Below are 25,804 nucleotides of genomic sequence, written 5' to 3'. Positions count from 1 at the left end.
TATTTATAATATTGTATGTATAATTATAAAAAAGAGCGAAGGATAATTTTTCTAATACTTTTTATATAACATAGATTGGATTAAATCTAGTTATTAATAAATTTATAAATTTTAAGGGGGAATATCTAATGAAAGAAAAAGTTGTACTTGCGTATTCAGGAGGATTAGATACATCTATAATAATTCCTTGGTTAAAAGAAAATTATGATTTAGATGTTATAGCTGTATGTGTAGACGTGGGCCAGGGTGATGATATGGATTGTGTAAAGACAAAGGCAATTCAATCTGGTGCATCAAAAATATATGTAGAAGATGTAAAAGAGGAATTTGTAACAGACTATCTTTATAAGGCCATTAAATCTGAAGCATTGTATGAACAGGATTATATGTTAGGAACATCCTTTGCAAGACCTTTAATGGCTAAAAAATTAGTAGAAATAGCTCATAAAGAAAATGCTAAATACATATGTCATGGTTGCACAGGAAAAGGAAATGATCAAGTGCGTTTTGAAGTAGGAGTAAAGGCTCAAGATCCTAATATAAAAATAATAGCACCTTGGAGAATTTGGGATATAAAATCTAGAGAAGATGCTATAGATTATGCTAAAAAAGTTGGAGTTAAAGTACCTGTAACAAAGGATAAAATATATTCTGTAGATAAGAATATATGGCATGTAAGTCATGAAGGAGGAGATTTAGAAGATTTAACAAATGAACATAAAGAAGATATGTATTTTATGGTCACACCACCAGAAAAGGCTAAAAATGAACCAAGTTATTTAGAAATATATTTTGAAAAAGGGGTACCTTTAAAAATAAATGGAAAAGCATTAAGCGCTGTAGATATAATAGATACATTAAACAAAATAGGTGGAGAAAATGGTATAGGGATAGAAGATATAGTAGAAAATCGTTTAGTTGGTATGAAGTCTAGAGGTATATATGAAACGCCTGCGGGGACGTTATTATATGCAGCTCATAAAAAATTAGAGTCAGTAATTTTAGATAAGTATACTTATCAATACAAAAAAATAGTTTCAGCTCAATATGGAGAACTTGTATATAATGGTTTGTGGTTTACGGATTTAAGAGAGGCTATAGACGCTTTTGTAGATAAAACTCAAGAAAATGTAACTGGTACAGTAAAATTAAAATTGTATAAAGGTAATATAAAGCCTTGTTCAGTAGATACAGAATATGCATTGTATGATGAAGGTATATCATCCTTTGGAGATAGTGAGCTTTATAGTCATAAAGATGCAGAAGGATTTATAAATTTGTTTGGATTACCATGTAAAATAAAAGCCTTAAAAAATTTCTAGACTAATTGGAGGAACAAATTATGAAACTTTGGGGAGGGCGTTTTAGACAAGAGGAAAGCAAAATTATGGAACACTTTAATAGTTCTCTAAATTTTGATAAAAAACTTTATTATGAAGATATAAAGGGTAGTGTAGCTCATGTGAAAATGCTTGGAAAACAAAATATAATAAGTAAAGAAGAAAAAGAAAAAATATTACTGGGGTTAGAAGAAATATTAAAAGAAATAAATGAAGGTATTTTAAAGATTGAGGGAGAGTATGAAGATATTCATAGTTTTGTAGAAATAAATTTAATAAATAAAATAGGAAGTGTAGCAAAGAAACTTCATACAGGAAGAAGTAGAAATGATCAAGTAGCGTTAGATATGAAATTATATGTTAAAAAATCTACAAAAGAAGTAATGGAATGCTTAAATGGAGTTATGGACTCTTTAATTAAAGTTGGAAATGAAAATAATTATATTATGCCAGGATATACTCATCTTCAAAGAGCTCAAGCAGTAACTTTTAGATATCATTTATTGGCTTATTTTGAAATGTTTAAAAGAGATAAAAAAAGATTAAAAAATGCACTAGATATATTAAACGAAAGTCCTTTAGGTTCAGGGGCATTAGCAGGAAGTACTTATAACATAGATAGAGAATATACTGCAAAGCTACTAGGTTTTAAAAAAACTATAGATAATTTTTTAGATGGGGTTAGTGATAGGGATTATATAATAGAACTTATAGGCAATTTTTCTATAATAATGATGCATTTAAGTAGATTATCAGAAGAGCTTATACTTTGGAGTAGCAGCGAATTTAATTTTATACAAATAGGAGATGCTTATTCTACAGGTAGTAGTATAATGCCTCAAAAGAAAAATCCAGATGGGGTGGAGCTTATACGTGGGAAAACTGGAAGAGTATATGGTGACTTAATGAGTATATTAACAGTTATGAAGTCTTTGCCATTAGCTTATAATAAAGATATGCAAGAAGATAAAGAACCTTTCTTTGATGCTAAATATACTGTAATAAGTTGTTTAAAAGTAATGGAAGGCATAATATCTACTTTAAAAGTCAATAAAGAAAATTTAATGACATCTGTGAAAAAAGGATTTTTAAATGCTACAGAAGCAGCGGACTACTTAGTAAACAAAGGCATGGCATTTAGAGATGCTCATAAAATCATAGGTGAAATAGTAATATATTGTGAAGATAAGGGTTTATCTATAGAAGATTTACCTTTACAAGAATTAAACCAATTTTCAGATTTATTTTCTCAGGATATTTATGAATTTATAGATTATAAAAATTCTATAAATAAAGGAATAAAAAAAGAAATGGGTTATATTTAACATATTCATTATTTTATAATCTATGGAGATTAAATTTAAAAACAAAAATGCTTTTAGTAAAAGGATAATAGGAATAAGGATACTAATATAATATCATAAATTAAGTATTCTGATAATTTTTTTTCTGTATCCGTTTTTCTAAAAGCATTTTTGGGTTTGATAGAATATGACAAACTTCATAATGCCATATCTATTATAAAAGTTAAATTCAGTATAATTATCTTTGGCTTATAATTTCCTTATTTAATATATTGTGTTAAAATAAGTTTTGTGTAAAAAAGGATTCTTTAATTAATATAATGTTGTGGCATAAATTAAGTTTATGAATTTCTATAAAAGGTTAATATATTTAATAACACATATTAAGAAATAATATTAAGGGAGAGTTTGTATGAATAATTATATAGACATAATAAAAAAATCTATAGAATTATCTAAAGTATTAAAAGAAGGGATAGATTATATAAAGGAAGTTATAGTTTTTAGAGAATATGGAGAATTGGATAGTTTATTAAATGGTCTTATAGATTCTGTAGTATATCTGGGTAAAGCTTTAAATCCAGTTTTTTTGGAGATAAAAGATAATAATTATGAAAAAATAATAAAGGATTTTGAGAATAACCTAACTTTACTCAAAGGTATTTTAGATAATGGAGATATGGATAAAGCTATTACATTTATAGATGATACTCTTTATTATAAATACGAAATTTGGAAAAAATATTTAGATGACAAATTAAAAAAATATACTTATTGTTAGTTCTCGAAATAAACATTAAAAGTTATATAAATATTAAAGTAATATAAATTAGGTACGATAGAAAAAATATATGTTTGTATAAATTAGATTTTAATTTTAAATATATATGTTTTAATATTTAATTTTATTTTGGAGGTAATAGGAATGAGATTAAGTCATAATTTGGCATCGCTAAATGTGTTTAGAAATTATACAAAGAACTTAGCAGAGCAAAGTGGAGCTTTAGATAAAATAACTTCAGGATTTAAGGTTAGATGTTCAAAAGATGATCCTAATATAATGGCTCAAAGTGAAAAGACTAAGATACAGATAAGAGGTCTTCAAATGGCTTCAAGAAATGCTCAGGATGGAGTTAGTATGCTTCAAACTGCAGAAGGCGGACTAGAAAACATAGGGAATATGCTAATTAGAGTGAAAGAGCTTACTATTCAAGCTGCTAACGGATCAAATGATTTGCATGATAAAAAAGTAATTCAAAATGAAATAAATGAACTTATATCTGCCATAGATACTACAGCTGACTATACAGAATTTAATGGAGTTAAGCTTCTTTCTCAGGGAAAAAAATTTGATGAAAAAAAAGACGTAATGGTAAAGCCTATACCTATAGGATCTAATGTAGGAGAAGTAATAGACATTCCATTCTATAATTTGAAGAGTAATAAAGATGGATTAGACATACAAGGAATAGATGTTACAGATGAAAAGAAAATTGGACAAAGTCTGGACTCTATAAACAAAGCTATGGAAACTGTATTTTCTGTAAGAAGTAAATATGGAGCATTGCAAAATAGGCTTGATGAATCTATGGATAATATAGGAGAGATATCTCTTAAAATGGAAAGTGCTAATAGTAATTTAGTAGATGCAGATGTAGCGGAAGAAATGATGATTTATGTTAAATCTGATATTTTATATCAATCTTCTGTTGCTATAATGCACCAAACTAATAATTTTCCTATGGATGTATTGAGAATATTGGAAAATGTAAAAGCTAAATAGAAGAAATGCATCTTTAATAGATATGAATTAAAGATGCTTTATTTTAATATAATTTAAGTACTTATGTTAATTAATTTATTGAATTTTTATATAATATTTAAATTTAAAGTGGACAAATTTAGATAGTAAAACCTGTTTTGTTATTATATAATATTTATAGGAAAATAATTATTATATGAAATTTAATTCAAATAAATACTTATTATGCTACAAAATATAATATGATACATAAATGCTAAAATAAAGTTATAATATAAACTTAAATTTATTTAAATTACAAATTTAACATGAAGAAAATGTATGTACAAAAACATTTTATTAATGTAAAATAAAATTGAGAGAATTTATAAGTAATTTATGTAAAAATATATATTATTATATTTAATTAAATAAATATGGGAGTGTAAGTCATGAGGATAGAAGATATGTCTAGTAGTCAATTGGTTAATGATCTTTTAAAAAAATCTATGGATGCATCATCTTATAGAAGCAGAGTTATTTCAAATAATATAGCAAATTATAATACTCCTGGTTATAAAAGGCATTATGTTACTTTTGAAGAAACATTAAAGGATAATTTGAATAATATAAATATAAAGACTACTTTAAAAAAACATATGAATAATGGAGTAGAATTTGGACAAGCTAAGGAAGAAATAGATAATGATAGTAGTATGAGAACAGATGGCAATAATGTAGATATCGATAATGAGATGGTAAATAATTCAGCTAATGCTCTTATGTATAATGCGTTAGTTACTCAAGCTAATAACAGGTTAGCTACTACTAGATATGTTATTAATGGAAGGTAGTTTAAATAAATTTATAAGTTTTAATAGTAAATTTTCTAGTACAATCCTATAAAAAATTGTCTAGAAACTTAGATATAGGATGAAAAGAGGGGGAATAATATGATTAAAGCATTTGATACTATGAGAATTAGTGCTAGTGGATTATCTGCTGAAAGATTAAGGATGGATACCATAGCCTCTAATATTGCTAATGCTACCACTACAAGAACAGAAAATGGTGGACCTTATAAAAGAAAGATTGCTGTTTTTGAGGAAAATCTTAATAATGAGTTAAATAAGAGGATTGGAAAAACTGAAAAAAAACTTTATGGAGTTAAGGCTGCAGGTATAGTAGAAGATCCTTCTCCTGTAAGAAGAATGTATGACCCATCTCACCCAGATGCAGATGAAGATGGCTATGTATCTATGCCTAATGTAAATGTATTAAACGAAATGGCAGATATGATGGCTTCAGTACGTACCTATGAAGCAAATGTAACAGTTATGAATGCGGAAAAATCTATGTTTGGGAAAGCGCTAGAAATTGGTAAATAGGAGAGTTGATTATGAGATTAAATGAGTTTGTACCCAATATTAAAGTTTTTGATAATTTTAACAAAGATTTTATAAATAAAGATAAAGAAATACAAAATAATGAAATAGTTAATTTTAGTGATATATTGAAAGATAAATTAGATGGAGTAAATGTAAAACAAGTAAAGGCAGACAATAGCACACAGGCTTTTATAAAGGGCCAGGAAACAGATATACATAATGTAATGCTAAATGCAGAAGAAGCTAAAATGTCCATGGAATTAGCAGTTCAAGTAAGAAATAAATTAGTAGAATCTTATCAAGAATTAAGTAGAATGCAATTGTAGTAAGGGGAGCTTTCGATGAATAAGCTAAAGGAGTTTTTTAGAGGATTAAAAGAAAAATGGACACAATTTAGTAAAGTTAAAAAAATAGCTTTTTCTATAATTTTTTTAGGAATTATAACATCTATTATTGCATCATCTCTTTATTTTGGTAAAACTAAGTATGGAGTTTTATTTTCAAATATGGATTCTAATGATTCTGGTGCCATCCTTCAAAAATTAAAGGATAAAAAAGTTGAAGCAAAGGTAGAAGGAAATAATATATTAGTTCCTAAAGAAGATGTAGATAAATTAAGAATGGAAATGCTTTCAGAGGTGCCATTAACTAATGGTAGCCAAGGATTTGAAATATTAGATAAAAGTAAGTTTGGAGAAACTGATGAAGAAATGAAAATAAACTATCAAAGGGCACTTCAAGGGGAATTGGAACGAACTATAAAGGGATTTCCACAGGTAGAAAATTCTAGAGTTCATTTAGTTCTTCCAGAGGAAACTGCTTTTGTAAAGGAAACACAGCCTGGTAGAGCATCTGTTACTTTAAATTTAAAAAAAGGACAAACAGTTAGTAAAGAGCAAGTTAAATCTATAGTAGCTTTAGTAAGTGGAAGTGTAAAAAATATTCCAAAAGAGAATGTTGAAGTAATTGATAATAATATGACTCTTCTTACAAAAAATTTGTTTGATGCTTCAGGAAGCTTAGAAGAAGCTACAACTTCCGCAGAAAAACAACAACAGCTTAAGAAGAACTATGAAAAGGATCTTCAGAATAGATTAATCAGCATGTTGGAGGCTGTATATGGAAAAGACAAGGTTAAAGTTAATGTTAATACAGATTTAGATTTTGATGCAGTTAAAACCAACGCCACAACTTATGATCCCAAAAATGTAGTGGTTAGCGAACACAGTGTTAAAGAAAAAAATCAAAATAATGCAGGTGGAAACAATACTAATGGTAGTGTAGTAGATAATAATATGGTAAATAGAACTACACAAAACAATAATGGTACTGAAACTTCTACTAGAGATGAAAATACTAAAAATTATGAAATATCAAAAACTCAACAAGATAGTATAAAAGCTCCAGGTTCTGTAAAAAGATTAACAGCATCTATAGTTTTAGACGGAAATATAGACGAACAAACGAGAACTGCGGTTAGAAACTTAGCTGTATCTGCTATAGGATATGATGAAAGAAGAGGAGATGCTATAAGTATAGAAGGTCTTCCGTTTGATACAGAGGTTAGTGATAAGGCCAAAAAAGATTTAGAGGAAATGGAAAAGGGCAAGAAAGCAAAAGAAAAGATGAAGCTATACACATCTATAGGCCTAAGTGCATTGCTTTTAATAGCTGCAATAGCAGGAGCTGTAATCTACTTTGTTAAGAAGAACAGGGAAGATGAGTACGATGAAGATGGTATAGAAGGTTTAGATGTTTTAATAGATGACAATGGAGAAGAGACTAAACAAGTTCCTAAGTTCAAACCTATTGATTTAGAAGCACAGGATGAGAAGACTCATGTTGAAAATGAAATAAGAAAATATGCTAAGAACAAACCTGATCAAGTGGCAGAAATAATTAAATCATGGCTAGCAGAGGATGAGAGGTGATAATATATGGCTAAAGATGATAAATTAACAGGAGTTCAAAAAGCGGCAATACTATTTATTACTTTAGGTCCCGAGGCCTCTGCTGGTATAATAAAAAAATTACCAGATTCAGAAATACAAAAAATAACTTATGAAATTGCTAATATAACTTCTGTAAAATCAGAATTGAAACAAGAAATATTAGAGGAATTTATACAAATAAATAAGGCTAAGGACTATATATTAGAAGGTGGATTTGAGTACGCTAAAAATCTTTTAGGTAAAGCTTTAGGTAGTCAAAGAGCAATGGAAATATTAGAGAAAGTTACAGAGGCTACTCAACAATTTAGACCATTTGCTATAGCTAGAAAAGCAGACCCGGCTCAGCTTTTAAATACTATATCTAACGAACATCCACAAACTATAGCTTTAGTTTTATGTTATATGCAATCTGATAAGGCAGGACAAATATTATCATCCCTGCCTGAAGAATTGCAATCAGAAGTCGCTTATAGAATTGCTACAATGAGTGCTACTTCACCTATGGTGGTTAAAGAAATAGAAAAAGTATTAGATAGTAAACTGTCTTCAGTAGTTAGATCTGATGCTACAACAATAGGAGGAGTTCAAACTATTGTAGATATATTAAATCAAGTAGATAGAACTACAGAAAAGAATATTACAGAAGGACTACAAAGGGAAGATGCGGAATTAGCAGAAAAGATAAAGGAATCTATGTTTGTATTCGAAGATATAATAACTTTGGACGATATAGCAATTCAAAGAGTATTAAGAGAAGTGGAAACAAAGGATTTGGGTTTAGCTTTGAAGGGGTCTTCAGAAGAAGTTGCCAATTGTATATTTAAAAATCAATCTAAGAGAGCTGCAGCTTCTTTAAAAGAGGATATAGAATTCTTAGGTCCTGTAAGAATAATGGATGTAGAAAAAGCTCAGCAGGGTATAGTAAGCATAATAAGACGTTTAGACGAAGCTGGGGAGATAGTAATATCAAGAGGTGGCGAAGATGCAATCATTGTATAAAGTCATTAAAAAAAGCAGCGTAGTTAATCAAGGTAAAGAAAAAATAAAAACTAATTATACAAAGTCAGTAACTGTAGAAGAAGAAATAGAAGAAGAGAATTCAAAAAAATTTATAGATAGCTATGAGAATTTGGCAAAGAATATACTAGCAAATGCCAGACGAAAATCTGAAGATTTTCTATCAAAGGCTTATGCTGAAGCAGAAATAGTTGAAGAAGAAGCTTTTAAAAAAGGTCATGAAGAAGGCTTAAATAAAGGATACCAAGAAGGAAAAAAATCTGGTTATGAAGAGGCTTATGAAGATTATATAGAAAAAGGTAAAAAAGCCTATGAAGAAATGGTTGAAAAGTGTAATGAATTATTTTTAAGTACCAAAGCTCAATATGATAATTATTTGAAAGAAAAAGAACATGAAGTTAGAACTATGGTTTTTACTATAGTGGAAGAAGTTTTAAGACATGAAGTTGAGGACAAGTCTTCTATGAATGATATTATATATGAAAATTTAGAAGAAGCAAAAAAATCTGCTACCTTTGTAGTAAAAAGCAACACTAATTATTATGAAGAAATAAAGAATAAATCAGAGCTTTGGAAAAATCAGATTCCTTATAGAGGAGAAATATTTATAATAGAAGATATATCTCTAAATGATGGAGAAGTTATTATAGAAACTGAACAGGGAAAAGTTATGGCATCTATAGATACTGCCTTGGATAAAATTAAAGAATTATTAATAAATGAAAAATAATAATTAAACAATTACTTTAAAAGATAAGGTGTGAATTCAATGTCCATGTTAGATATAGATTTTAAAAAAATAGAAAAAAGAATTAAAGAGACTAATTTTAACTACATGGAAGGCAATGTTAGAAAAGTTATAGGATTAACAGTAGAAGTGGAAGGAATAAAGGCTTTTGTAGGAGAAGTTTGTGTTATATATAATGAAAGAAATCAAGAAATTCCTTGTGAAGTAGTTGGATTTAAAGAGGAAAATGTTATACTGATGCCATTAGGGGAACTTATAGGTATAGCTCCAGGATGTAAGGTAATACCTCAAGGTAAACCTCTAAGTGTTATTTGTTCAGATAATATATTGGGAAAAGTTCTAGATGGATTAGGAAATCCTCTAGAAGGAGAACAACTAATGGAGGGAAGTCCCTATTCTTTGGATAGTGATCCTCCAGATCCTATGAAAAGAAGAAGAATAAAAGACGTTATACCAACAGGCGTGAAAGCTATAGATGGATTTTTAACTGTAGGAGAAGGACAAAGAATAGGTATATTTGCAGGTAGTGGGGTAGGTAAGAGCACTACTTTAGGTATGATTGCAAAATATGCAAAGGCAGATATAAATGTTATAGCTTTAATAGGAGAAAGAGGTAGGGAAGTAAGAGATTTTATAGAAAAAGATCTAGGAGAAGAGGGTCTTAAAAAATCTGTTATAGTTTGTGCTACCTCTGATAAACCTGCTTTGGTTAGGTTAAAAGGAGCTTTTACTGCTACGGCTATAGCAGAATATTTTAGAGATCAAGGTAAAAAAGTAATACTTATGATGGATTCTGTAACTAGATTTGCTATGGCACAAAGAGAGATAGGGTTAGCCATAGGAGAGCCACCTGCTACTAAAGGTTATACTCCTTCAGTGTTTGCAAAATTACCACGTCTTATGGAAAGGTCTGGTATGTCCAATAGAGGGTCCATAACAGCTTTTTACACAGTGCTAGTTGATGGAGATGACTTTAATGAACCTATTGCAGATGCTGTAAGAGGTATATTAGATGGACATATAGTTCTATCTAGAGGTTTGGCAGCTAAAAATCATTATCCTGCCATAGATGTGTTAAGTAGTGTAAGTAGGCTTATGTCAGAGATTGCCTCAAAAGATCATAAAGATGCGGCCGGAATGGCTAGGGATCTTTTAGCTACTTATAAGAACTCAGAAGATCTTATAAACATAGGAGCTTATGCTAAAGGCAGTAATCCTAAGGTAGATATGGCCATACATTATTATGATCAAATAATATCTTTCTTGAAACAAGGTATAGGTGAGAATTATTCTTTTGAGGAAAGTATAAATATCCTTGAAAATATTTTTAAAAATTAATACATACACCCTATAGATTCAATGGCATAAATATTTCATAAATGAAATAAACTTAATAGATATTAATTAATAGTATATATTTAATTTGTTAATAGAAGGTAGGTAATTTGATGAAGGGCTATTCCTTTAGACTTCAAAAGCTATTAGATATAAGAGAAAAAAAAGAAGAACAGAGCAAAATGAATTTCAAACAAGCTCAAATGGAAAAGAATAATACAGAAGACAAATTATCAAGGCTTAAAAATAATTATAATAAATATAATAATATAGATTTAAATGATTCTATATTAGAGAAAAAAATAAGGCATAGTTATTTAAATTCTTTAAACTTTTGTATAAATGAAACAGCAAATGAGTTGAAACAAAAACTTAGAATAGTAGAAGAAAGAAGAGAAGAATTAAAAATAAAACAGGTAGAAAGAAAAACTGTGGAAATTCTAAGAGAAAAGGATAAATTAGCATTTGAAAAAGAGCAAAATATGATAGAACAAAAAAATAACGATGAATTTGCTCTTTATGCCTTTATAAGAAATACTGAAAGGAGGTGAGAAATGTGGAACTAAGAATAAATGGATTTACTCAAATAGAAAATAAATCTTCTTTTAAAAAAGAAACTGATTCAAGTGAAAAGTCTTGTTTATTTAATGATGTGTTAAATAATATTTCTTCTAATAAAGATAAAAATATTAATGTAAAGCAAGAAAAGAATGTTCATAACAATAATAAAGATTCTGTAATTAAGGATGAAAATATCCATGGTAAGGATAATAGTATAATATCAAAATTGGATAAAGAAAATATACAAGATATAAAGAAAAGATTAGAAAAAGAAGGATTTTCTAAAGAAGAACTAGATTCTATAAAATCTTTAGAAGATTTAAAAAAATTAGGAGATAAGCTTAGAAGTGTTGGTGATCTAGAAGGATTTATAGCTTTAGTTAATTCTATACTGCAGTGTTTATATTCTAAAGAAAATATAAATTTATCTAAGGATATAGCCCCAAAATTAGATAAGATAAAAGTTCTATTTAATAATTTAGCTGAGAATAGTAAGAATAAACAACAATTATTAATAGAAATAAAAAATATTTTGGGTGATAAAACTAGTAAGTTAAATGTTACAGATGAACATTCATTAAATGAAGATTTATTAGAAACTTTTTCAAATAAACTTCAGATACAAATTGGAAAAGAAGTTAATGGAGAAAGGGTAAGCTTATTAAGAAATATTAAAAATGAAATACAAAATATATTGAAAGAACAATCTAATGATAAGCTTCCAATAGAGTCTAAAATAAATGTGGATGAATTATTAGTATCAGAAGAAAAAATAGATTTCCCTAATTTAAAAGAAAACAATTCTAAAGAAGAAAAACTTTTAATGGGTCTTTTAGAAGATAAAGAACAGGGTGCGAGAGAAAAAATAAACAAAACTGTTAATTTTATGTCTCATCTTAAAAATTCTGCAGATGTAAATCAATTATCTTCAAAAGAAGCATTAGGGAAATTAGTAATTAATAAAGATACTATGAATGCTGATATAATTAAGTCTATGAAGTATATGGAATTAAATAATGTGAAAGATCTAACAGTGAAGATAATGCCAAAAGAACTAGGAGAAATCATTATAAAGCTAAGTATGGAAGGTGGCATTATGAAAGCTAATATAGGAGCTACTACCAAAGAAGCATATAACTTATTAAATTCTAATATGCAATTAATAGAGGATAAGCTTCAAAATTCCGGTATAAAAGTACAGGAACTTTCATTAAATATATACAATGAAGATACAACTTTCTTTAAACAAGAGAATAAAAAACACCAAAATCATAATAATTCATCAAACTCAAATAACAACATAGACATGTTATCTATGGATGAAGGAATGGAAGAAGAAAATATAAGCACTATAGATAGTAATGTTAATATTTTAGCTTAGAATGTCAATAATGGAATGGAGGTGTGGTATATGCCAACGGTAATTAATTCAAATTATGCACCATTTACTGGTAATACTAAATTGGATAGCAAATCAGATAGTGTAAAGGAAAAAGAAGATGAAAAGGGAATAATAGAAAGATCAAATGAAGCTACTAGTACTAAAACTGCCAGAGGGACTAGGATAGTAAAAAAAGGACAAGATCTCGATAAAAATGCCTTCTTCAAAATATTAGCTGCAGAACTTTCTAATCAAGATCCCACTAATGCAAAAGATGGAACAGAATATGTATCTCAATTAGCTCAATTTTCATCCTTAGAACAAATGGCTAATCTAAACAGTATGATGAAATTGACAGGAGCATCTAGTTTTGTAGGGAAAACTGTTTTACTTAGAAAATTTAATGAACAAGGAGAGCAGTATGCAGGAGTAGTTAGAAATGTAATAAAAGATGGTGATGAGATAAAATTAAGTATAGAATATTCTCCAGGACAAGTAGGAGAATTTCCTATGGAAGATGTGATAAACATTACAGATGATATAAATCAAAATTCTCAGTATAATAATGATTTATTAAATGCAGTAAATTTAATAGGAAAATCCGTACAGATGAGTGATGGAAAAGAAAACATGGCTGGAGTTGTAAAAGGGGTTAGTAGAAATGGTCTAGGAGTGGCCGTTAAAGTAACAGTAACAAAAGATGGTAAAGAACAAGATATAGACGTTCCATTTGAATGGGTAACAAGGGTAGATGAACAAACTTCATCAAATTAAAGAAAATGATTAGGGCGTATATTTTAAATAATTATATAAATTTTTAGATGTATTAAAATAATAAGGGTGTGAGAAAGATGTCCTTTAAAATTATTAATGGAAAGTTACAATTAATTCAAGATTATAATACTGCATCCTTAAAAAATCAAAGTATTAAACAGCAACATAAATCAGGAAGTTTTGAAGAGCTATTAAATAAAAAACTAAATAATTTTGATAAAAGAAATAAAGAAGAGAGTTTTATAATATCAAAGCATGCTTTTGAAAGATTAAAATCTAGAAATATAAATTTATCAGAAGAAGATATGAATAACATAAATAATGCTATAAATATAGCCTACAAGAAGGGAAGCAGGGAGTGCTTAATATTATGCAAGGATGCAGCTTTAATAACCTCTATAAAAAATAGAACTATAATAACAGCTATGACAAAAGAAGAAAGCAAGGATAATGTTTTTACAAATATAGATAGTGCGGTAATAATATAAGCTGGACCTTTTTAGGAAGCTTTACTTTGTAGAATGAAAGATACAAAGTTATTATCCCTTAAAAAATTGGAGGAATTTTATATGTTAAGATCAATGTATTCAGGTATAAGTGGACTTAAAGCACAACAAAGCAAATTGGATGTAGTAGGAAATAATATAGCTAATGCTAACACTACAGCTTTTAAATCTCAAAGTGTTAGATTTCAAGATATGTTAAGTCAAAATATGCAAAATGCTACAAGTCCAAGTGTTAATTTAGGTGGAACGAATCCAAGACAAGTAGGTTTAGGAGTTCAAGTCAGTGGTATATATACTAATTTTACGACAGGAAACATGCAGACTACAGGAAGAAATTTAGATGCAGCTATAGATGGACCAGGATTTTTTATAGTAGGTAAAGGATCATTACCTAAAGGACAAGATGGAGGAATTCCTACCACAGGTCAAATTTTAGGTTCTAGCAATATGGATGTATCTTTTACAAGAGATGGATCATTTACATTGGATAAGGAAGGAAATCTTTTGAATGGAGATGGACTTAGAATAATGGGATATTCCTTGACTGGAAGTACTCAAAGTGGTGCAAATGCTGGAGGTACTGGAGTTAGTATTACATATGATGCTCAAGGTAATGCCACTATGGGTTTTGTTAATGCAGATGCAGAAAATTTAAAAGCAACTTCAGATGAATTAGTTCCTCTTAAAATACCAGATACCATACCAACTAAAGATAAAGCTGGTAAAGATATTGAAGCTAAAGTTAAATCTTTTACAATTAATAAGGATGGAATTATTACAGCTTCACTATCAGATGGAACTTCAGCAGCTTTAGGTCAAATAGCTATGGCTTCTTTTAAAAATGAGAATGGCCTTGAAAAAGTTGGAAAGAATTTATATGCTTCTTCTGCAAATTCAGGAGATGCAGTAGTTAGAAGTCCAAAAGGAACTGATCCAGTAAATGATAACAGTAAAGGTTATGGAGATATGGTTCAGAGTATGATAGAAATGTCTAATGTAGATTTAGCAGAACAATTTACAGAAATGATAGTAGCTAATAGAGCTTTCCAAGCTTGTGGAAAGATGATAACTACAGGAGATGAAATACTTCAAGAGTTAGTTAATTTAAAAAGATAAGATTTAATTGATTAACCTTTAACTCAATAAATATAAAAATTAAATTTCAAGTAAATATATAAAAAATAATGTAATAGTTAATAGATAAAACTATTAACTATTACATTAAACATAAAAATTAAAAGTATCTAAATTAAAAGGGGTGTTTGTAATGATTAGGCTCACAGGTATGAATCGTGAAAGTTTTACTTTAAATGCAGAACATATTGAAAAAATTGAGCAGGTACCAGAAAGTTTAATTACTTTAGTAAATGGGAAGAAATACATAGTTATAGAAACACCAGAGGAAATAATAAAAGAAGTTAAAAAGTACAAAAGTGACATAATCACTTTGGGCATACAGGGGGAGTTTAAGAAATGAAGAAGAGCGATATATTAACACCTGTAGGACTTGTTCTTTGTTTTGGATTGGTTCTATGGGGAATGGCTACAGGAGGATCTAGTCTTAAAGTATTTTGGGATTTAGCATCTGTGTTTATAACCATAGGAGGCTCTATGGCAGCTATGTTGGTTGCGTACCCTATGGATGAATTTAAAAGACTTTTTGTAGTTATAGTACAAACTTTTAAAGATAATGGAATGTCTAATATAAATGTTATCCAAAATTTTGTGGATTTGTCTAGAAAGGCTAGAAGAGAAGGTCTTCTTTCTTTAGAAGATGCTATAAATAATTTAACAGATGATTATATGAAAAAGGGCTTAAGAATGGTGGTAGATGGAATAGAGCCAGAAACTATAAGAGATATTATGGAACTTGAAATAGACGAAATGGAAAAAAGACATAAATCAGGAGCAGATATGCTTAAAACTTGGGGAGCATATTCACCAGCTTTTGGTATGATAGGTACATTAATAGGACTTATACAAATGCTTGCAAATCTTACAGATTCCAGTGCTATAGCATCCGGTATGGGAAAAGCTCTTATAACTACTTTTTATGGTTCATTAATGGCAAATGTAGTATTTAATCCAATGGCAGCAAATTTGATGCTTAAAAGTGAAGTAGAAGCTACTACAAGAGAAATGATATTAGAAGGAGTTTTAGCTATTCAATCAGGAGTTAACCCAAGAATAATGGAAGAAAAGTTAGTTACTTATCTTTCACCATCAGAAAGACAAGCTTATAATAAAGTACAAGTATCTGGGGAAGGAGTAGCTCAAAATGGCTAGAAGAAAAAAGTCTGGAGGAGGAGACGAAATAAGAGGAGATGAATGGCTTGGAACTTATTCTGATACTATAACATTATTGTTGACTTTCTTTATATTACTGTATTCTTTTTCTAGTGTAGATGCTAAGAAATTCCAACAGGTAGCATCTGCTATGCAGGTGGCTATGACTGGACAATCTGGAAATACTATTGTAGATTATAGTTTAAAAAATGGTGATGTACCTTTAGTTGGAGAAACAACTAAGATGGGAAGGGAAAAAGGATTAAATGGAAAATCTGATTCCAAGGAAATATATGATGAAGTAAATAAATTTATAGATAAAAATAATCTTAAAGACTCTATAAAGGTAAAAGAAGATGGAAGAGGTGTTGTAATACAACTTAGAGATAATGTACTCTTTGAAACCGCTAAAGCTGATATAAAACCTCAAAGTAAACAAATAATGGATAAGATAAATGGTTTAATACTTACGTTACCAAATGAAGTTATAATAGAAGGTCATACAGATAATGTACCTATAAAAAATGATGTATATGGATCAAATTGGGAACTATCTACAGCTAGATCTGTTAATGTTTTAAGATATTTTGTTGAGACTAAAAAACAAAATCCAACAAGATTTACCGCTGCAGGATATGGTGAGTATAGACCAATAGCAGAAAATAACTCTGATGCTAACAGAGCAAAGAACAGAAGGGTAAATATAGTTATAGTCTCAAAAGAAAAGGAGAGTAGCAAAAAATGAGCGAGAAGAATGTAGAAACACAAGGTGGAAATTTTAAAAAAGTAATAGCAATAATCATTGCTTTAGCTATAGTAGCAGCTGGATCTTTTGGAGGATATATGTGGTGGACAAATGTTAAGAAAAAACCTAATAATCAAAACCAAATGACTTCAAACAATACGGTTATAAATTCTCAACAAGTTAATAATGGTGTATATCCACAACAGGTGGTGGTTTCATCTAAAACTTACTCTTTAGATGAATTCTTAGTTAATTTAGCAGATGAAGATGGAAAGAGATTTTTAAAAGCAAAGATTTATATAGGTTATGAAGAAAAGAAATTATCTAAAGAATTAGAAACAAAGAAGCCTATTCTAAGAGACGCTGTTATAGGTGTTTTAAGATCTAAAAAAGCTACAGATATAAATCCTAAAAATATTGATAAAATAAAAATAGAAATCATAAATAAGATTACTCCTATGTTAGAAAAAGGAAGAATTAATAGTATGTATTTTGATGATTTAATAGTACAATAGAAAATATAAAAATTAAAGGCTTTTAGTAAAAGTGATTTTGGATTTTAAAGGGGCACAATTATGAATATAGAATTTATAGTAATGATTTTCAAAGCTATTTTTGCCTTGGTTTTAGTACTTTTACTTTTGTATTTATCATTAAAACTAGGAGGGGGAAAACTTCAAAATTTTCAAAATGGCAGATATATAAAAGTATTAGAAAGAGTACCACTATCAAAAGAAAATTTTGTATGTGTAGTGAAAATAGGTGAAAAGGCGTATATAATGACCTCTACCCCTCATAGTGTAGAAAAAATAATAGAATTATCTAAGGAAGAAACTGAGAAAATGGAAAGTTTAAAAGCTCAATCTATTCCCCAGTATAATACTTTAAAAGAATTCTTAGGAAAAAAGGAATTAAATAAGATTTATGATAAACTTAAGTTAAATAAGCTGAAAAAGGAAGATAAATATGAAAAAGAGAAATAACAGAATAATGCTTATGGTTTTGGTAGCTTTAGGTATAGTGTTCTTTTATTCTATGAAAGCCTATGCAGCACCTCAAAATACCATGCCCATACCTAAAATAGATATTTCTGTAGATAATGCCAATAATCCAACGGAATATGTTGATAATATAAAGCTATTAATAATGTTAACTGTATTAACTATATTACCATCTTTCATAGTTATGATGACAAGCTTTGTAAGAACAATTGTGGTATTTGGATTCTTAAGAAATGCTATGGGAACACAACAATCTCCACCTAATCAGGTAATGATTGGTCTAGCACTTTTTTTGACATTGTTTATAATGAGACCGGTGTATAGTGAAATAAATACTAAAGCTATACAACCATATACTCAAAATAAGATTACTCAAGAGCAGGCCATAGAAATAGGAGCTAAGCCCCTTAGAAATTTTATGTTAAAGCAAACAAGACAGAAGGATCTGAAATTATTTGTAGATTTAGCAAAACCCAATTTTAAAGTTACAAAGGATAATGTACCTTTGTATATAGCTGTACCTGCTTTTATAATAAGTGAGCTTAAAACAGCCTTTCAAATTGGATTTTTATTATTTATTCCATTTTTGATTATAGATTTAGTAGTAGCTAGTATACTTATGTCTATGGGTATGTTTATGTTACCTCCAGTTATGATATCTTTGCCTTTTAAACTATTATTATTTGTAATGGTAGATGGATGGTATCTTTTGGTGAAATCTTTAGTAATGAGTTTTGGTTAGGAGTGACTTAAATGAGTGAAAATATGGTTATAGGTATTATAAAAGATGCTATTCAAACAGGTCTTTTAATATCTGCTCCTATTTTGATTGTATCTATATTAGTAGGGCTTATAATAAGTATATTTCAGGCAACAACACAGATTCAGGAGCAAACATTAACTTTTGTTCCAAAACTTATAGCTGTGGCTATAATAGGACTTTTGACAGGGAGTTGGATGTTACATCAGTTATTAGCTTTTACAGAAAGAATTTTTGGAATAATAACTCAGATTGTAAAGTAGAAAATATGCTAGGAGAGGATTTTTTTGATAAGTGCAGCCTATGCTACAGCCATAATCTTGATTTCTTTTAGGCTTTTTATCTTTTTTATTATGGTTCCTATATTTTTCCCAAAGGGAACGCCTATAATAGGAAAGGTTTTATTGGCTTTAATTATGGCTTATATGTTAGTTGGATCTATAGATATTCACGGGATAAATACTATAAATAATTCAACTGCATTAATATTTAATATAATTAATGAGATATTAGCAGGGGCTATTTTAGGATATATAACCAATGCTGCTTTTGTTTGTGCAAGATATGCAGGAAATATGATGGATCTTCAGGTAGGCTTTGCTATGATGACTATGTTTGATCCTAGTACTAATAGCAATATAACCTTTTTGGAGAGAATTTTATATTGGTTTAGTATCATTGTATTTTTTTTAATAGATGGACATCACATGCTCATAAGAGCTTTGGTAGAGAGTTTTAATGCCATAAAGTTAGGGGCATTTTTTATAAATCAAGAGGGTATAAAACATGTTATAAATGTTTTTATACAATATTTTTACATAAGCATTAAAATAGCGGTACCTATTATATTTATTATACTTATAACGGATTTAACCTTAGGATTAGTAGCAAGAACAGTTCCACAATTAAATATAATGATTTTAGGACTTCCTATTAAAATAGTAGTTGGGCTTACTGCTTTTGTATTTGCATTACCTTTATTTTTAAAAATTTTAAACTCTGTTTTTGGTATGTTACCGGATGCCATAAGAGGTTTTTATAAGATTATACCTGTGTTAATTATTTTCGCCTCTGAAGAAAAGACAGAGGAAGCAACTCCGCGTAAAAAAATGGATGCAAGAAAAAAAGGACAAGTAGCTAAAAGTAAAGAATTAGCTCTTGCATTTACTTTGCTAGCTTGCACTTTAGTATTAGTAGCATTAGGGGAATATGGAGCTAATGTCCTTAAAGATACTATGGCAGGATTTTTAAATAATTATCTTAATGTACAATTAAATTATAATAATTTAAGTTCATTGGCTATACTAACTGTATTAAGGGTAGGTAAAATAGTTCTACCTATGGCCATAACAGTTATGTGTTTTGGTATAGCAGCAAATTATCTACAAACAGGAGTTTTATTTACAAAAGAACCATTAAAACCAGATTTTAAGAAATTGAATCCCATTAATGGGTTCAAAAGAATGTTTTCTATGAGAACTGTAATGGAGCTTTTCAAAGATTTAGCCATAATAAGTGTTGTAGGTATTATAGGTTATAAGTTTTTAAAGGATAATTATTTAAAAATATTAAATTTAGGAACATTGAAACCTTTGTACATGATAACAGGACTTTTGTCAATTTCTGTAGGTATATTTTTTAGAATAACTTTGATTATGCTTTTTGTAGCTGTTGCAGACTACATATATCAGAAATATCAATATAATAAGGATTTGAAAATGACAAAACAAGAGGTGAAAGAGGAGTATAAACAAGATGAAGGAGATCCTCAAATTAAGTCTAAGATAAAACAAAAGCAAAGAGAAATGGCTATGCAAAGAATGATGCAGGAAGTTCCTAAAGCTACAGTTGTAGTTACAAACCCTACACATATAGCTGTAGCATTAAAGTATGAAAAGGGAGATACTGCACCTAAAGTTGTGGCAAAAGGAGCAGATTATGTAGCTATAAAAATAAAAGATATAGCTAAAAATAGTGAAGTTCCTGTTATAGAAAATAAGCCATTAGCAAGATTGATATATGAGAAAGTGGAAATAGATTCAGAAGTGCCCCAGGATATGTATGAAGCTGTGGCAGAGATATTAGCTGTAGTTTATACTCTAAAAAAGAAAAATAAGTAAGGTATACAAAATGAGGTGATTTAGTGGAAGGTACTAACAAAAGATTTAAGATTAAAAATAACATAGATATTATTGCAGCTTTTGGTGTTATAGGAATTGTATTAATGATAATAATACCACTTCCTTCTCCACTCTTAGATGTACTTTTAGCTCTTAATATAACCTTTTCTGTAGTTATAATTTTAATTACTATGTTTACTACAGAAGTTCTTCAATTTTCATCTTTTCCAACACTATTGTTAATAACTACTCTTTTTAGATTAGGATTAAATATTTCTTCTACTAGACTTATACTAAGGGATGCCTATGCAGGAAAAATAATAGAAACCTTTGGAAGTCTTGTTACTGGAGGTAATTATGTAATAGGTATAATAATATTTCTTATTATAGTTATAATACAATTTATAGTTATAACCAGTGGTGCATCAAGAGTATCAGAAGTTTCTGCTAGATTTACTTTGGATGCTATGCCTGGAAAACAAATGAGTATAGATGCAGACTTAAATGCAGGACTTATAGATGAACATGGAGCAAAAGAGAAGAGACAAAACCTTCAAAAGGAAGCAGATTTTTATGGATCAATGGATGGTGCTTCTAAGTTTGTAAAAGGGGATGCAGTAGCAGGTCTTATTATAACTTTTATAAATATAATTGCAGGTATAATAATAGGTGTAGTTATGCTTAAAATGGATGCAGCTACAGCTGCTCAAACTTATATAAGACTTACTATAGGAGATGGGCTTGTAGGACAAATCCCTGCACTTTTAATATCTACAGCATCAGGTATATTAGTGACAAGATCTGGAAGCGATGAAAATTTAGGAACTGTTCTTGGAAAACAGTTAACAGGGTTTCCTAAGGTTTTAGCTATAGCTTCTGTAGTACTTTTATTTTTGGCTATGATTCCAGGACTTCCTCATTTAGCATTTATAATATTATCTATAGCTAATGCTATTGCTGCTTATCTTTTATTTAAAGAAGCAAAAGAGAAAGTTATTATGCAAGAAGAAGCACAGCAGATGGAGATTACAGAAATAGAAAGCAAAGAACCAGAAAATGTTATGAATTTAGTGTCTGTAGAGCCTATGGAAGTAGAAATAGGATATGGTCTTATACCTTTAGCAGATGAATCTTCTGGAGGAGACCTTCTTCAAAGAATAACTTCTGTAAGAAGGCAATGTGCTATCGAAATGGGAGTAGTAGTACAGCCTATAAGAATACGAGATAATTTACAACTCAACACTAATGAGTACATAATAAAAATCAGAGGAACTAATATAACACGTGGAGAGCTTATGCCTAATATGCTTCTTTGTATGGATCCTACAGGAGAAGTAGAGATACCCGGGATAAAGGGTATAGAGCCAGCCTTTGGACTACCGGCTATATGGATTAACAAAGATCAAAGAGAAGAGGCAGAGCTTAAAGGATTAACTGTGGTAGATCCTACTACAGTTATGGTTACTCACTTAACGGAAATAATAAAGAATCATTCATATGAACTTTTAGGAAGACAAGAAGTAAAATTAATAATAGATTCTATGAAAGAAAAATATAGCGCAGTTACAGAGGAACTTATACCGGATCTTATGACTATAGGCGAAATTCAAAAAGTTCTTCAAAATTTATTAAAAGAAAGAGTATCAATAAAGGATATGGTTACTATATTAGAATCTTTAGCTGACAATTCAAGAAATACAAAGGATATAGAAGTCTTAACGGAATATGTAAGATTCTCTTTAGCTAGAAGTATATGTAATCCATTAATAGACGAGAATGGAACCATAACGGTAGTAACTTTAGATCCGGGGATTGAACAAGCTATAAATAATAATATACAAAAGTCTATGCAAGGATCTTTTCCAGCTTTAGATCCAGATACTACTAGCAGTATACTAAAAGGATTAAAGCAAAAATTAGATGAAGTATATTTTTATAATAATCAAGCAGTTGTTTTAGTATCACCAAATATAAGACCAGCGTTTAGAAGGCTTATAGAAATGGTATTTCCAGCAGTAAACGTACTTTCTTTGAATGAAGTGCCTAATGATGTGGAAATAAAAACTGAAGGGGTGGTTACTCTACAATGATAATAAAAAAATATGTAGTTAATGATATGAATGAGGCCATGACTAAAATTCGTTACGAGTTAGGAACAGATGCTATAATAATAAGTCAAAGGAAAGTAAGAAAGGGAGGCTTTTTAGGCCTCTTTTCTAGAAAATCATTGGAAGTTACTGCAGCTATAGATAATTATTCAAAAGAAAAAAAGCATAATGATATTATACATAGTAAAATTAATAAAGAGAAAAATATAAAAGCTGTAACAAAAATGATTGAGAAAAAAAGTAATGATGTTAAGTATGATAATAATATGAAACATGATAATAATATATTAGATAACTATAAAGAGATTTTAAAATCAAAAAGTGAAATTTTTAAGAATCAGGATATTAAAAACGTAAAATCTTTAGATACGGAAGATTTGATGAAAGAAATAATAGACTTAAAAAAAATAGTTAAAGATATGGGAAATAATAAAAATTCATATGATGATGAAGAATCCTCATTAATGAATTTTTTTAAAGATTTGGACTTAGAAGAAGAATTTATGAAAAAAATAATAAAAAAAGCGGACAATTTAGAGGATAATTTAGAGGAAAGAGAGAAAATAGAAAGAGTAATAAAAGATAGTATAGATATTAGAACCAATTCTTTAGATAAAATTACGGTTTTAGTGGGACCAACTGGTGTGGGGAAAACTACCACTATTGCAAAGCTGGCGGGAAAACTTTCTTTAATAGACAAAAAGAAAGTAGGTCTTATAACTATAGATACATATAGAATAGGTGCAGTTGAACAGTTAAAAACTTATGCAGATATTATGAATATCCCATTTAAAGTTGTGTTTTCTATGAAGGATATGGAAAAGGCTATTTTAGATCTACAGCATTGTGATATTATATTAATAGATACAACTGGTAGAAGTAGTAAAAATATGATGCAAATATCAGAATTAAGAGCATTTATAGAAAAAATAAAAGAAAAATCAGTACATTTAGTAATAAGTGCGTCTACTAAAAATAAGGATATAGAAACTATAATAAAAGGGTATACAATTTTAGAATACCAAAATATAATAATAACAAAACTAGATGAAACAAGTACCTATGGTTCTATATTAACTATACTAGATAAGTCTAAAAAACCTATTAGTTTTATAACCACAGGTCAGGATGTACCAGATGATATAAAAGAAGGAAACAAAGAAGAAGTGGCAAAGATAATATTAGGAGATAATAAATTATGCTAGACCAGGCACAAAAACTTAGGCAATTAGTAAATAATAAGGATAGAAATATGAATTCTCCTAAAATAATTACTGTAACATCTGGAAAAGGTGGAGTTGGTAAAAGTAATTTTGTAGTTAATTTATCTATAACTCTTCAAAAAATGGGGAAAAAAGTATTGATACTAGATGCAGATATAGGCATGGGAAATGATGATGTATTAATGGGGGTTATGCCTAAGTATAGCATATATGATATTATATTTAACAATAAAGTTATAGAAGAGGTTTTAATAAAGGGACCCTTTGGGGTAAAGCTTCTTCCAGCTGGTACAGGTATAACAAACTTAGAAGGAATAAGCGAAAATGAAATAGAAAGATTTATTAAAAATTTATCTGCTTTAGAAGATTTAGATTATATAATAATGGATACAGGTGCAGGTGTAAACAGAAGTGTATTAGGATTTATTGCTTCATCTGAAGAACTCATAGTTTTAACTACGCCTGAACCTACAGCTATAACAGATGCCTATAGCCTATTAAAGGCGGTATCTCATTTTAATATAAAGAAGAATGCAAAACTGGTTATAAATAAAACTATAGATAATGAGGATGGAAAGATTACCTATAATAAATTTGAAAATGCTGTAAACAAATTTTTATCTATAGATTTAGAATATCTAGGATCTATACAAGAAGATAGAAAAACGATACAAGCAGTTAGAAGACAAATACCTTTTGTATTAGCATATCCGAATTGCGATGCATCAAGGGACATAATTAGTATTGCTAAAAATATTTTAGGTAATTATAAAAGGCACAATGACAATGTAAGTGTAGAAGGATTTTTTAAAAAATTATTCAGTATATTTTCTTAGGGGGATGAGTATTCTTGAATAATAAAGATGAATTTAAGATTAATAATAGGGTAGAAATAGAGTGGGATGATGGATATTATAAAAGTATTATACAGGATATAGATAGAGAGAGTATTTATATAAATATACCTGTAAATGAAGGGAAATATTTGTCACTAAATTGTAACGATAAAATAACTGTTTTTTATTTTCATGGGGAAAAAATATTTAAGTTTAGAACTATAGTAATAGGAAGAAAAGTAGAGAAAATATTGCTTATAGCTTTGAGAAAACCACAGAAAATGCAAAGGATTCAGAGAAGAAATTTTGTAAGAATAAATTTGATTTTAAAAACTTATGCTGCATTAATAGATGATAAGAGAGATTTAGAAGAAATTTGTCATGCAAATAAATGTAATACTCAATTTAATTTTTTTGATGCTGATATTATAGATATAAGTGGAGGAGGATTAAAAATCTCTACAAAAAAAGAAATACAATTTGGAGAAGAGATTATAGTAAATGTTCCTTTTGAAAATGAAAATATGGCTATAAAGGGTAGAATAATTAGGAAGCAAAATGAAAAAGAAAAATACATCTATGGAGTTAAATTTTTAAATATAGATGTGAAAACTAGAGAAAAAATAATAAGATTTATTTTTTCTAAAATGAGAAAGCAAGTTCATAGGCTATAGAGGA

Annotated in this window: 28 protein-coding genes; all 28 read left to right on the top strand. The window is 28.9% G+C overall.

All coding sequences use genetic code 11. The annotated features are described in order from the left end of the window. Positions 1-128 precede the first annotated feature (128 nt). The 28 genes from NGI68_RS05580 (at position 129) to NGI68_RS05445 (ending at position 25,800) form a co-directional block, all read left to right on the top strand. Positions 129-1,322 carry an argininosuccinate synthase gene (locus tag NGI68_RS05580; protein WP_251860496.1) on the top strand — a complete coding sequence of 398 codons (1,194 nt, stop codon included), beginning with the start codon at positions 129-131 and terminating at the stop codon, positions 1,320-1,322. 20 nt (positions 1,323-1,342) lie between these two features. Further along, on the top strand, positions 1,343-2,665 hold the full coding sequence (argH, locus tag NGI68_RS05575) for an argininosuccinate lyase (protein ID WP_251860495.1): 1,323 nt from the start codon (positions 1,343-1,345) through the stop codon (positions 2,663-2,665). Between the two features lie 391 nt (positions 2,666-3,056). Beyond that, complete coding sequence (locus NGI68_RS05570) at positions 3,057-3,425, top strand: DUF8042 domain-containing protein (protein ID WP_251860494.1); 369 nt, start codon at positions 3,057-3,059, stop codon at positions 3,423-3,425. Positions 3,426-3,569: 144 nt separating this feature from the next. Continuing rightward, on the top strand, positions 3,570-4,427 hold the full coding sequence (locus tag NGI68_RS05565; RefSeq protein ID WP_251860493.1) for a flagellin: 858 nt from the start codon (positions 3,570-3,572) through the stop codon (positions 4,425-4,427). Between the two features lie 410 nt (positions 4,428-4,837). Further along, positions 4,838-5,239: a flagellar basal body rod protein FlgB gene (flgB, locus tag NGI68_RS05560; protein ID WP_251860492.1), complete on the top strand. Its 402-nt coding sequence runs from the start codon at positions 4,838-4,840 to the stop codon at positions 5,237-5,239. 99 nt (positions 5,240-5,338) lie between these two features. Next, positions 5,339-5,773, top strand: a complete 435-nt coding sequence (flgC, locus tag NGI68_RS05555; RefSeq protein ID WP_251860491.1) for a flagellar basal body rod protein FlgC — start codon at positions 5,339-5,341, stop codon at positions 5,771-5,773. Between the two features lie 11 nt (positions 5,774-5,784). Then, positions 5,785-6,099 carry a flagellar hook-basal body complex protein FliE gene (gene fliE / locus NGI68_RS05550; protein ID WP_251860490.1) on the top strand — a complete coding sequence of 105 codons (315 nt, stop codon included), beginning with the start codon at positions 5,785-5,787 and terminating at the stop codon, positions 6,097-6,099. Between the two features lie 15 nt (positions 6,100-6,114). Further along, positions 6,115-7,704: a flagellar basal-body MS-ring/collar protein FliF gene (fliF, locus tag NGI68_RS05545; RefSeq protein ID WP_251860489.1), complete on the top strand. Its 1,590-nt coding sequence runs from the start codon at positions 6,115-6,117 to the stop codon at positions 7,702-7,704. 6 nt (positions 7,705-7,710) lie between these two features. Continuing rightward, positions 7,711-8,724, top strand: a complete 1,014-nt coding sequence (gene fliG / locus NGI68_RS05540) for a flagellar motor switch protein FliG (protein ID WP_251860488.1) — start codon at positions 7,711-7,713, stop codon at positions 8,722-8,724. Beyond that, positions 8,708-9,472 (top strand): FliH/SctL family protein, encoded by a 765-nt coding sequence (locus NGI68_RS05535; protein WP_251860487.1) that lies wholly within the window; start codon positions 8,708-8,710, stop codon positions 9,470-9,472. The genes fliG and NGI68_RS05535 overlap by 17 nt, the downstream gene beginning before the upstream one ends. Positions 9,473-9,511: 39 nt before the next feature. Next, a complete protein-coding gene (gene fliI / locus NGI68_RS05530; protein ID WP_251860486.1) occupies positions 9,512-10,828 on the top strand; it encodes a flagellar protein export ATPase FliI in 1,317 nt (438 codons plus the stop codon). 110 nt (positions 10,829-10,938) lie between these two features. Next, entirely contained in the window at positions 10,939-11,376 is a 438-nt protein-coding gene (gene fliJ, locus NGI68_RS05525; protein ID WP_251860594.1) for a flagellar export protein FliJ, read from the top strand. 5 nt (positions 11,377-11,381) lie between these two features. Further along, positions 11,382-12,767: a flagellar hook-length control protein FliK gene (locus NGI68_RS05520; RefSeq protein WP_251860485.1), complete on the top strand. Its 1,386-nt coding sequence runs from the start codon at positions 11,382-11,384 to the stop codon at positions 12,765-12,767. Between the two features lie 30 nt (positions 12,768-12,797). Further along, complete coding sequence (locus tag NGI68_RS05515; RefSeq protein WP_251860484.1) at positions 12,798-13,541, top strand: flagellar hook assembly protein FlgD; 744 nt, start codon at positions 12,798-12,800, stop codon at positions 13,539-13,541. Positions 13,542-13,618: 77 nt separating this feature from the next. Next, entirely contained in the window at positions 13,619-14,029 is a 411-nt protein-coding gene (locus NGI68_RS05510; protein ID WP_251860483.1) for a TIGR02530 family flagellar biosynthesis protein, read from the top strand. Between the two features lie 81 nt (positions 14,030-14,110). Next, the gene (locus NGI68_RS05505; protein ID WP_251860482.1) at positions 14,111-15,163 is read left to right on the top strand and encodes a flagellar hook-basal body complex protein; all 1,053 of its coding nucleotides are present in this window, start codon (positions 14,111-14,113) and stop codon (positions 15,161-15,163) included. Between the two features lie 151 nt (positions 15,164-15,314). Then, on the top strand, positions 15,315-15,524 hold the full coding sequence (locus NGI68_RS05500) for a flagellar FlbD family protein (protein ID WP_251860481.1): 210 nt from the start codon (positions 15,315-15,317) through the stop codon (positions 15,522-15,524). Further along, on the top strand, positions 15,521-16,333 hold the full coding sequence (locus NGI68_RS05495; protein ID WP_251860480.1) for a motility protein A: 813 nt from the start codon (positions 15,521-15,523) through the stop codon (positions 16,331-16,333). The genes NGI68_RS05500 and NGI68_RS05495 overlap by 4 nt, the downstream gene beginning before the upstream one ends. Further along, a complete protein-coding gene (locus tag NGI68_RS05490) occupies positions 16,326-17,078 on the top strand; it encodes a flagellar motor protein MotB (RefSeq protein WP_251860479.1) in 753 nt (250 codons plus the stop codon). The genes NGI68_RS05495 and NGI68_RS05490 overlap by 8 nt, the downstream gene beginning before the upstream one ends. Next, positions 17,075-17,593, top strand: coding sequence for a flagellar basal body-associated FliL family protein (locus NGI68_RS05485; RefSeq protein WP_251860478.1), 519 nt, complete (start codon positions 17,075-17,077; stop codon positions 17,591-17,593). The genes NGI68_RS05490 and NGI68_RS05485 overlap by 4 nt, the downstream gene beginning before the upstream one ends. A gap of 60 nt (positions 17,594-17,653) precedes the next feature. Next, positions 17,654-18,061 carry a flagellar biosynthetic protein FliO gene (gene fliO, locus NGI68_RS05480; RefSeq protein WP_251860477.1) on the top strand — a complete coding sequence of 136 codons (408 nt, stop codon included), beginning with the start codon at positions 17,654-17,656 and terminating at the stop codon, positions 18,059-18,061. Then, positions 18,045-18,821: a flagellar type III secretion system pore protein FliP gene (fliP, locus tag NGI68_RS05475; protein WP_251860476.1), complete on the top strand. Its 777-nt coding sequence runs from the start codon at positions 18,045-18,047 to the stop codon at positions 18,819-18,821. The genes fliO and fliP overlap by 17 nt, the downstream gene beginning before the upstream one ends. A gap of 11 nt (positions 18,822-18,832) precedes the next feature. Next, positions 18,833-19,102, top strand: a complete 270-nt coding sequence (fliQ, locus tag NGI68_RS05470) for a flagellar biosynthesis protein FliQ (RefSeq protein ID WP_251860475.1) — start codon at positions 18,833-18,835, stop codon at positions 19,100-19,102. Positions 19,103-19,126: 24 nt separating this feature from the next. Next, on the top strand, positions 19,127-20,959 hold the full coding sequence (locus NGI68_RS05465) for a fused FliR family export protein/FlhB family type III secretion system protein (RefSeq protein ID WP_251860474.1): 1,833 nt from the start codon (positions 19,127-19,129) through the stop codon (positions 20,957-20,959). Between the two features lie 23 nt (positions 20,960-20,982). Then, positions 20,983-23,049, top strand: a complete 2,067-nt coding sequence (flhA, locus tag NGI68_RS05460) for a flagellar biosynthesis protein FlhA (RefSeq protein WP_251860473.1) — start codon at positions 20,983-20,985, stop codon at positions 23,047-23,049. Further along, positions 23,046-24,272 (top strand): flagellar biosynthesis GTPase FlhF, encoded by a 1,227-nt coding sequence (flhF, locus tag NGI68_RS05455; protein ID WP_251860472.1) that lies wholly within the window; start codon positions 23,046-23,048, stop codon positions 24,270-24,272. Before flhA ends, flhF begins: the two co-directional genes overlap by 4 nt. Next, a complete protein-coding gene (locus tag NGI68_RS05450) occupies positions 24,266-25,126 on the top strand; it encodes a MinD/ParA family protein (protein WP_251860471.1) in 861 nt (286 codons plus the stop codon). The genes flhF and NGI68_RS05450 overlap by 7 nt, the downstream gene beginning before the upstream one ends. Positions 25,127-25,140: 14 nt before the next feature. Then, the gene (locus NGI68_RS05445) at positions 25,141-25,800 is read left to right on the top strand and encodes a flagellar brake protein (protein WP_251860470.1); all 660 of its coding nucleotides are present in this window, start codon (positions 25,141-25,143) and stop codon (positions 25,798-25,800) included. Positions 25,801-25,804: the final 4 nt, after the last annotated feature.

The organism is Clostridium sp. Marseille-Q2269 (assembly GCF_943736985.1).
Classification (GTDB): Bacteria; Bacillota; Clostridia; order Clostridiales; family Clostridiaceae; genus Clostridium_F.
The sequence above is the reverse complement of the archived record's forward strand: the minus strand, read 5'-3'. Positions and strand labels throughout refer to the sequence as shown.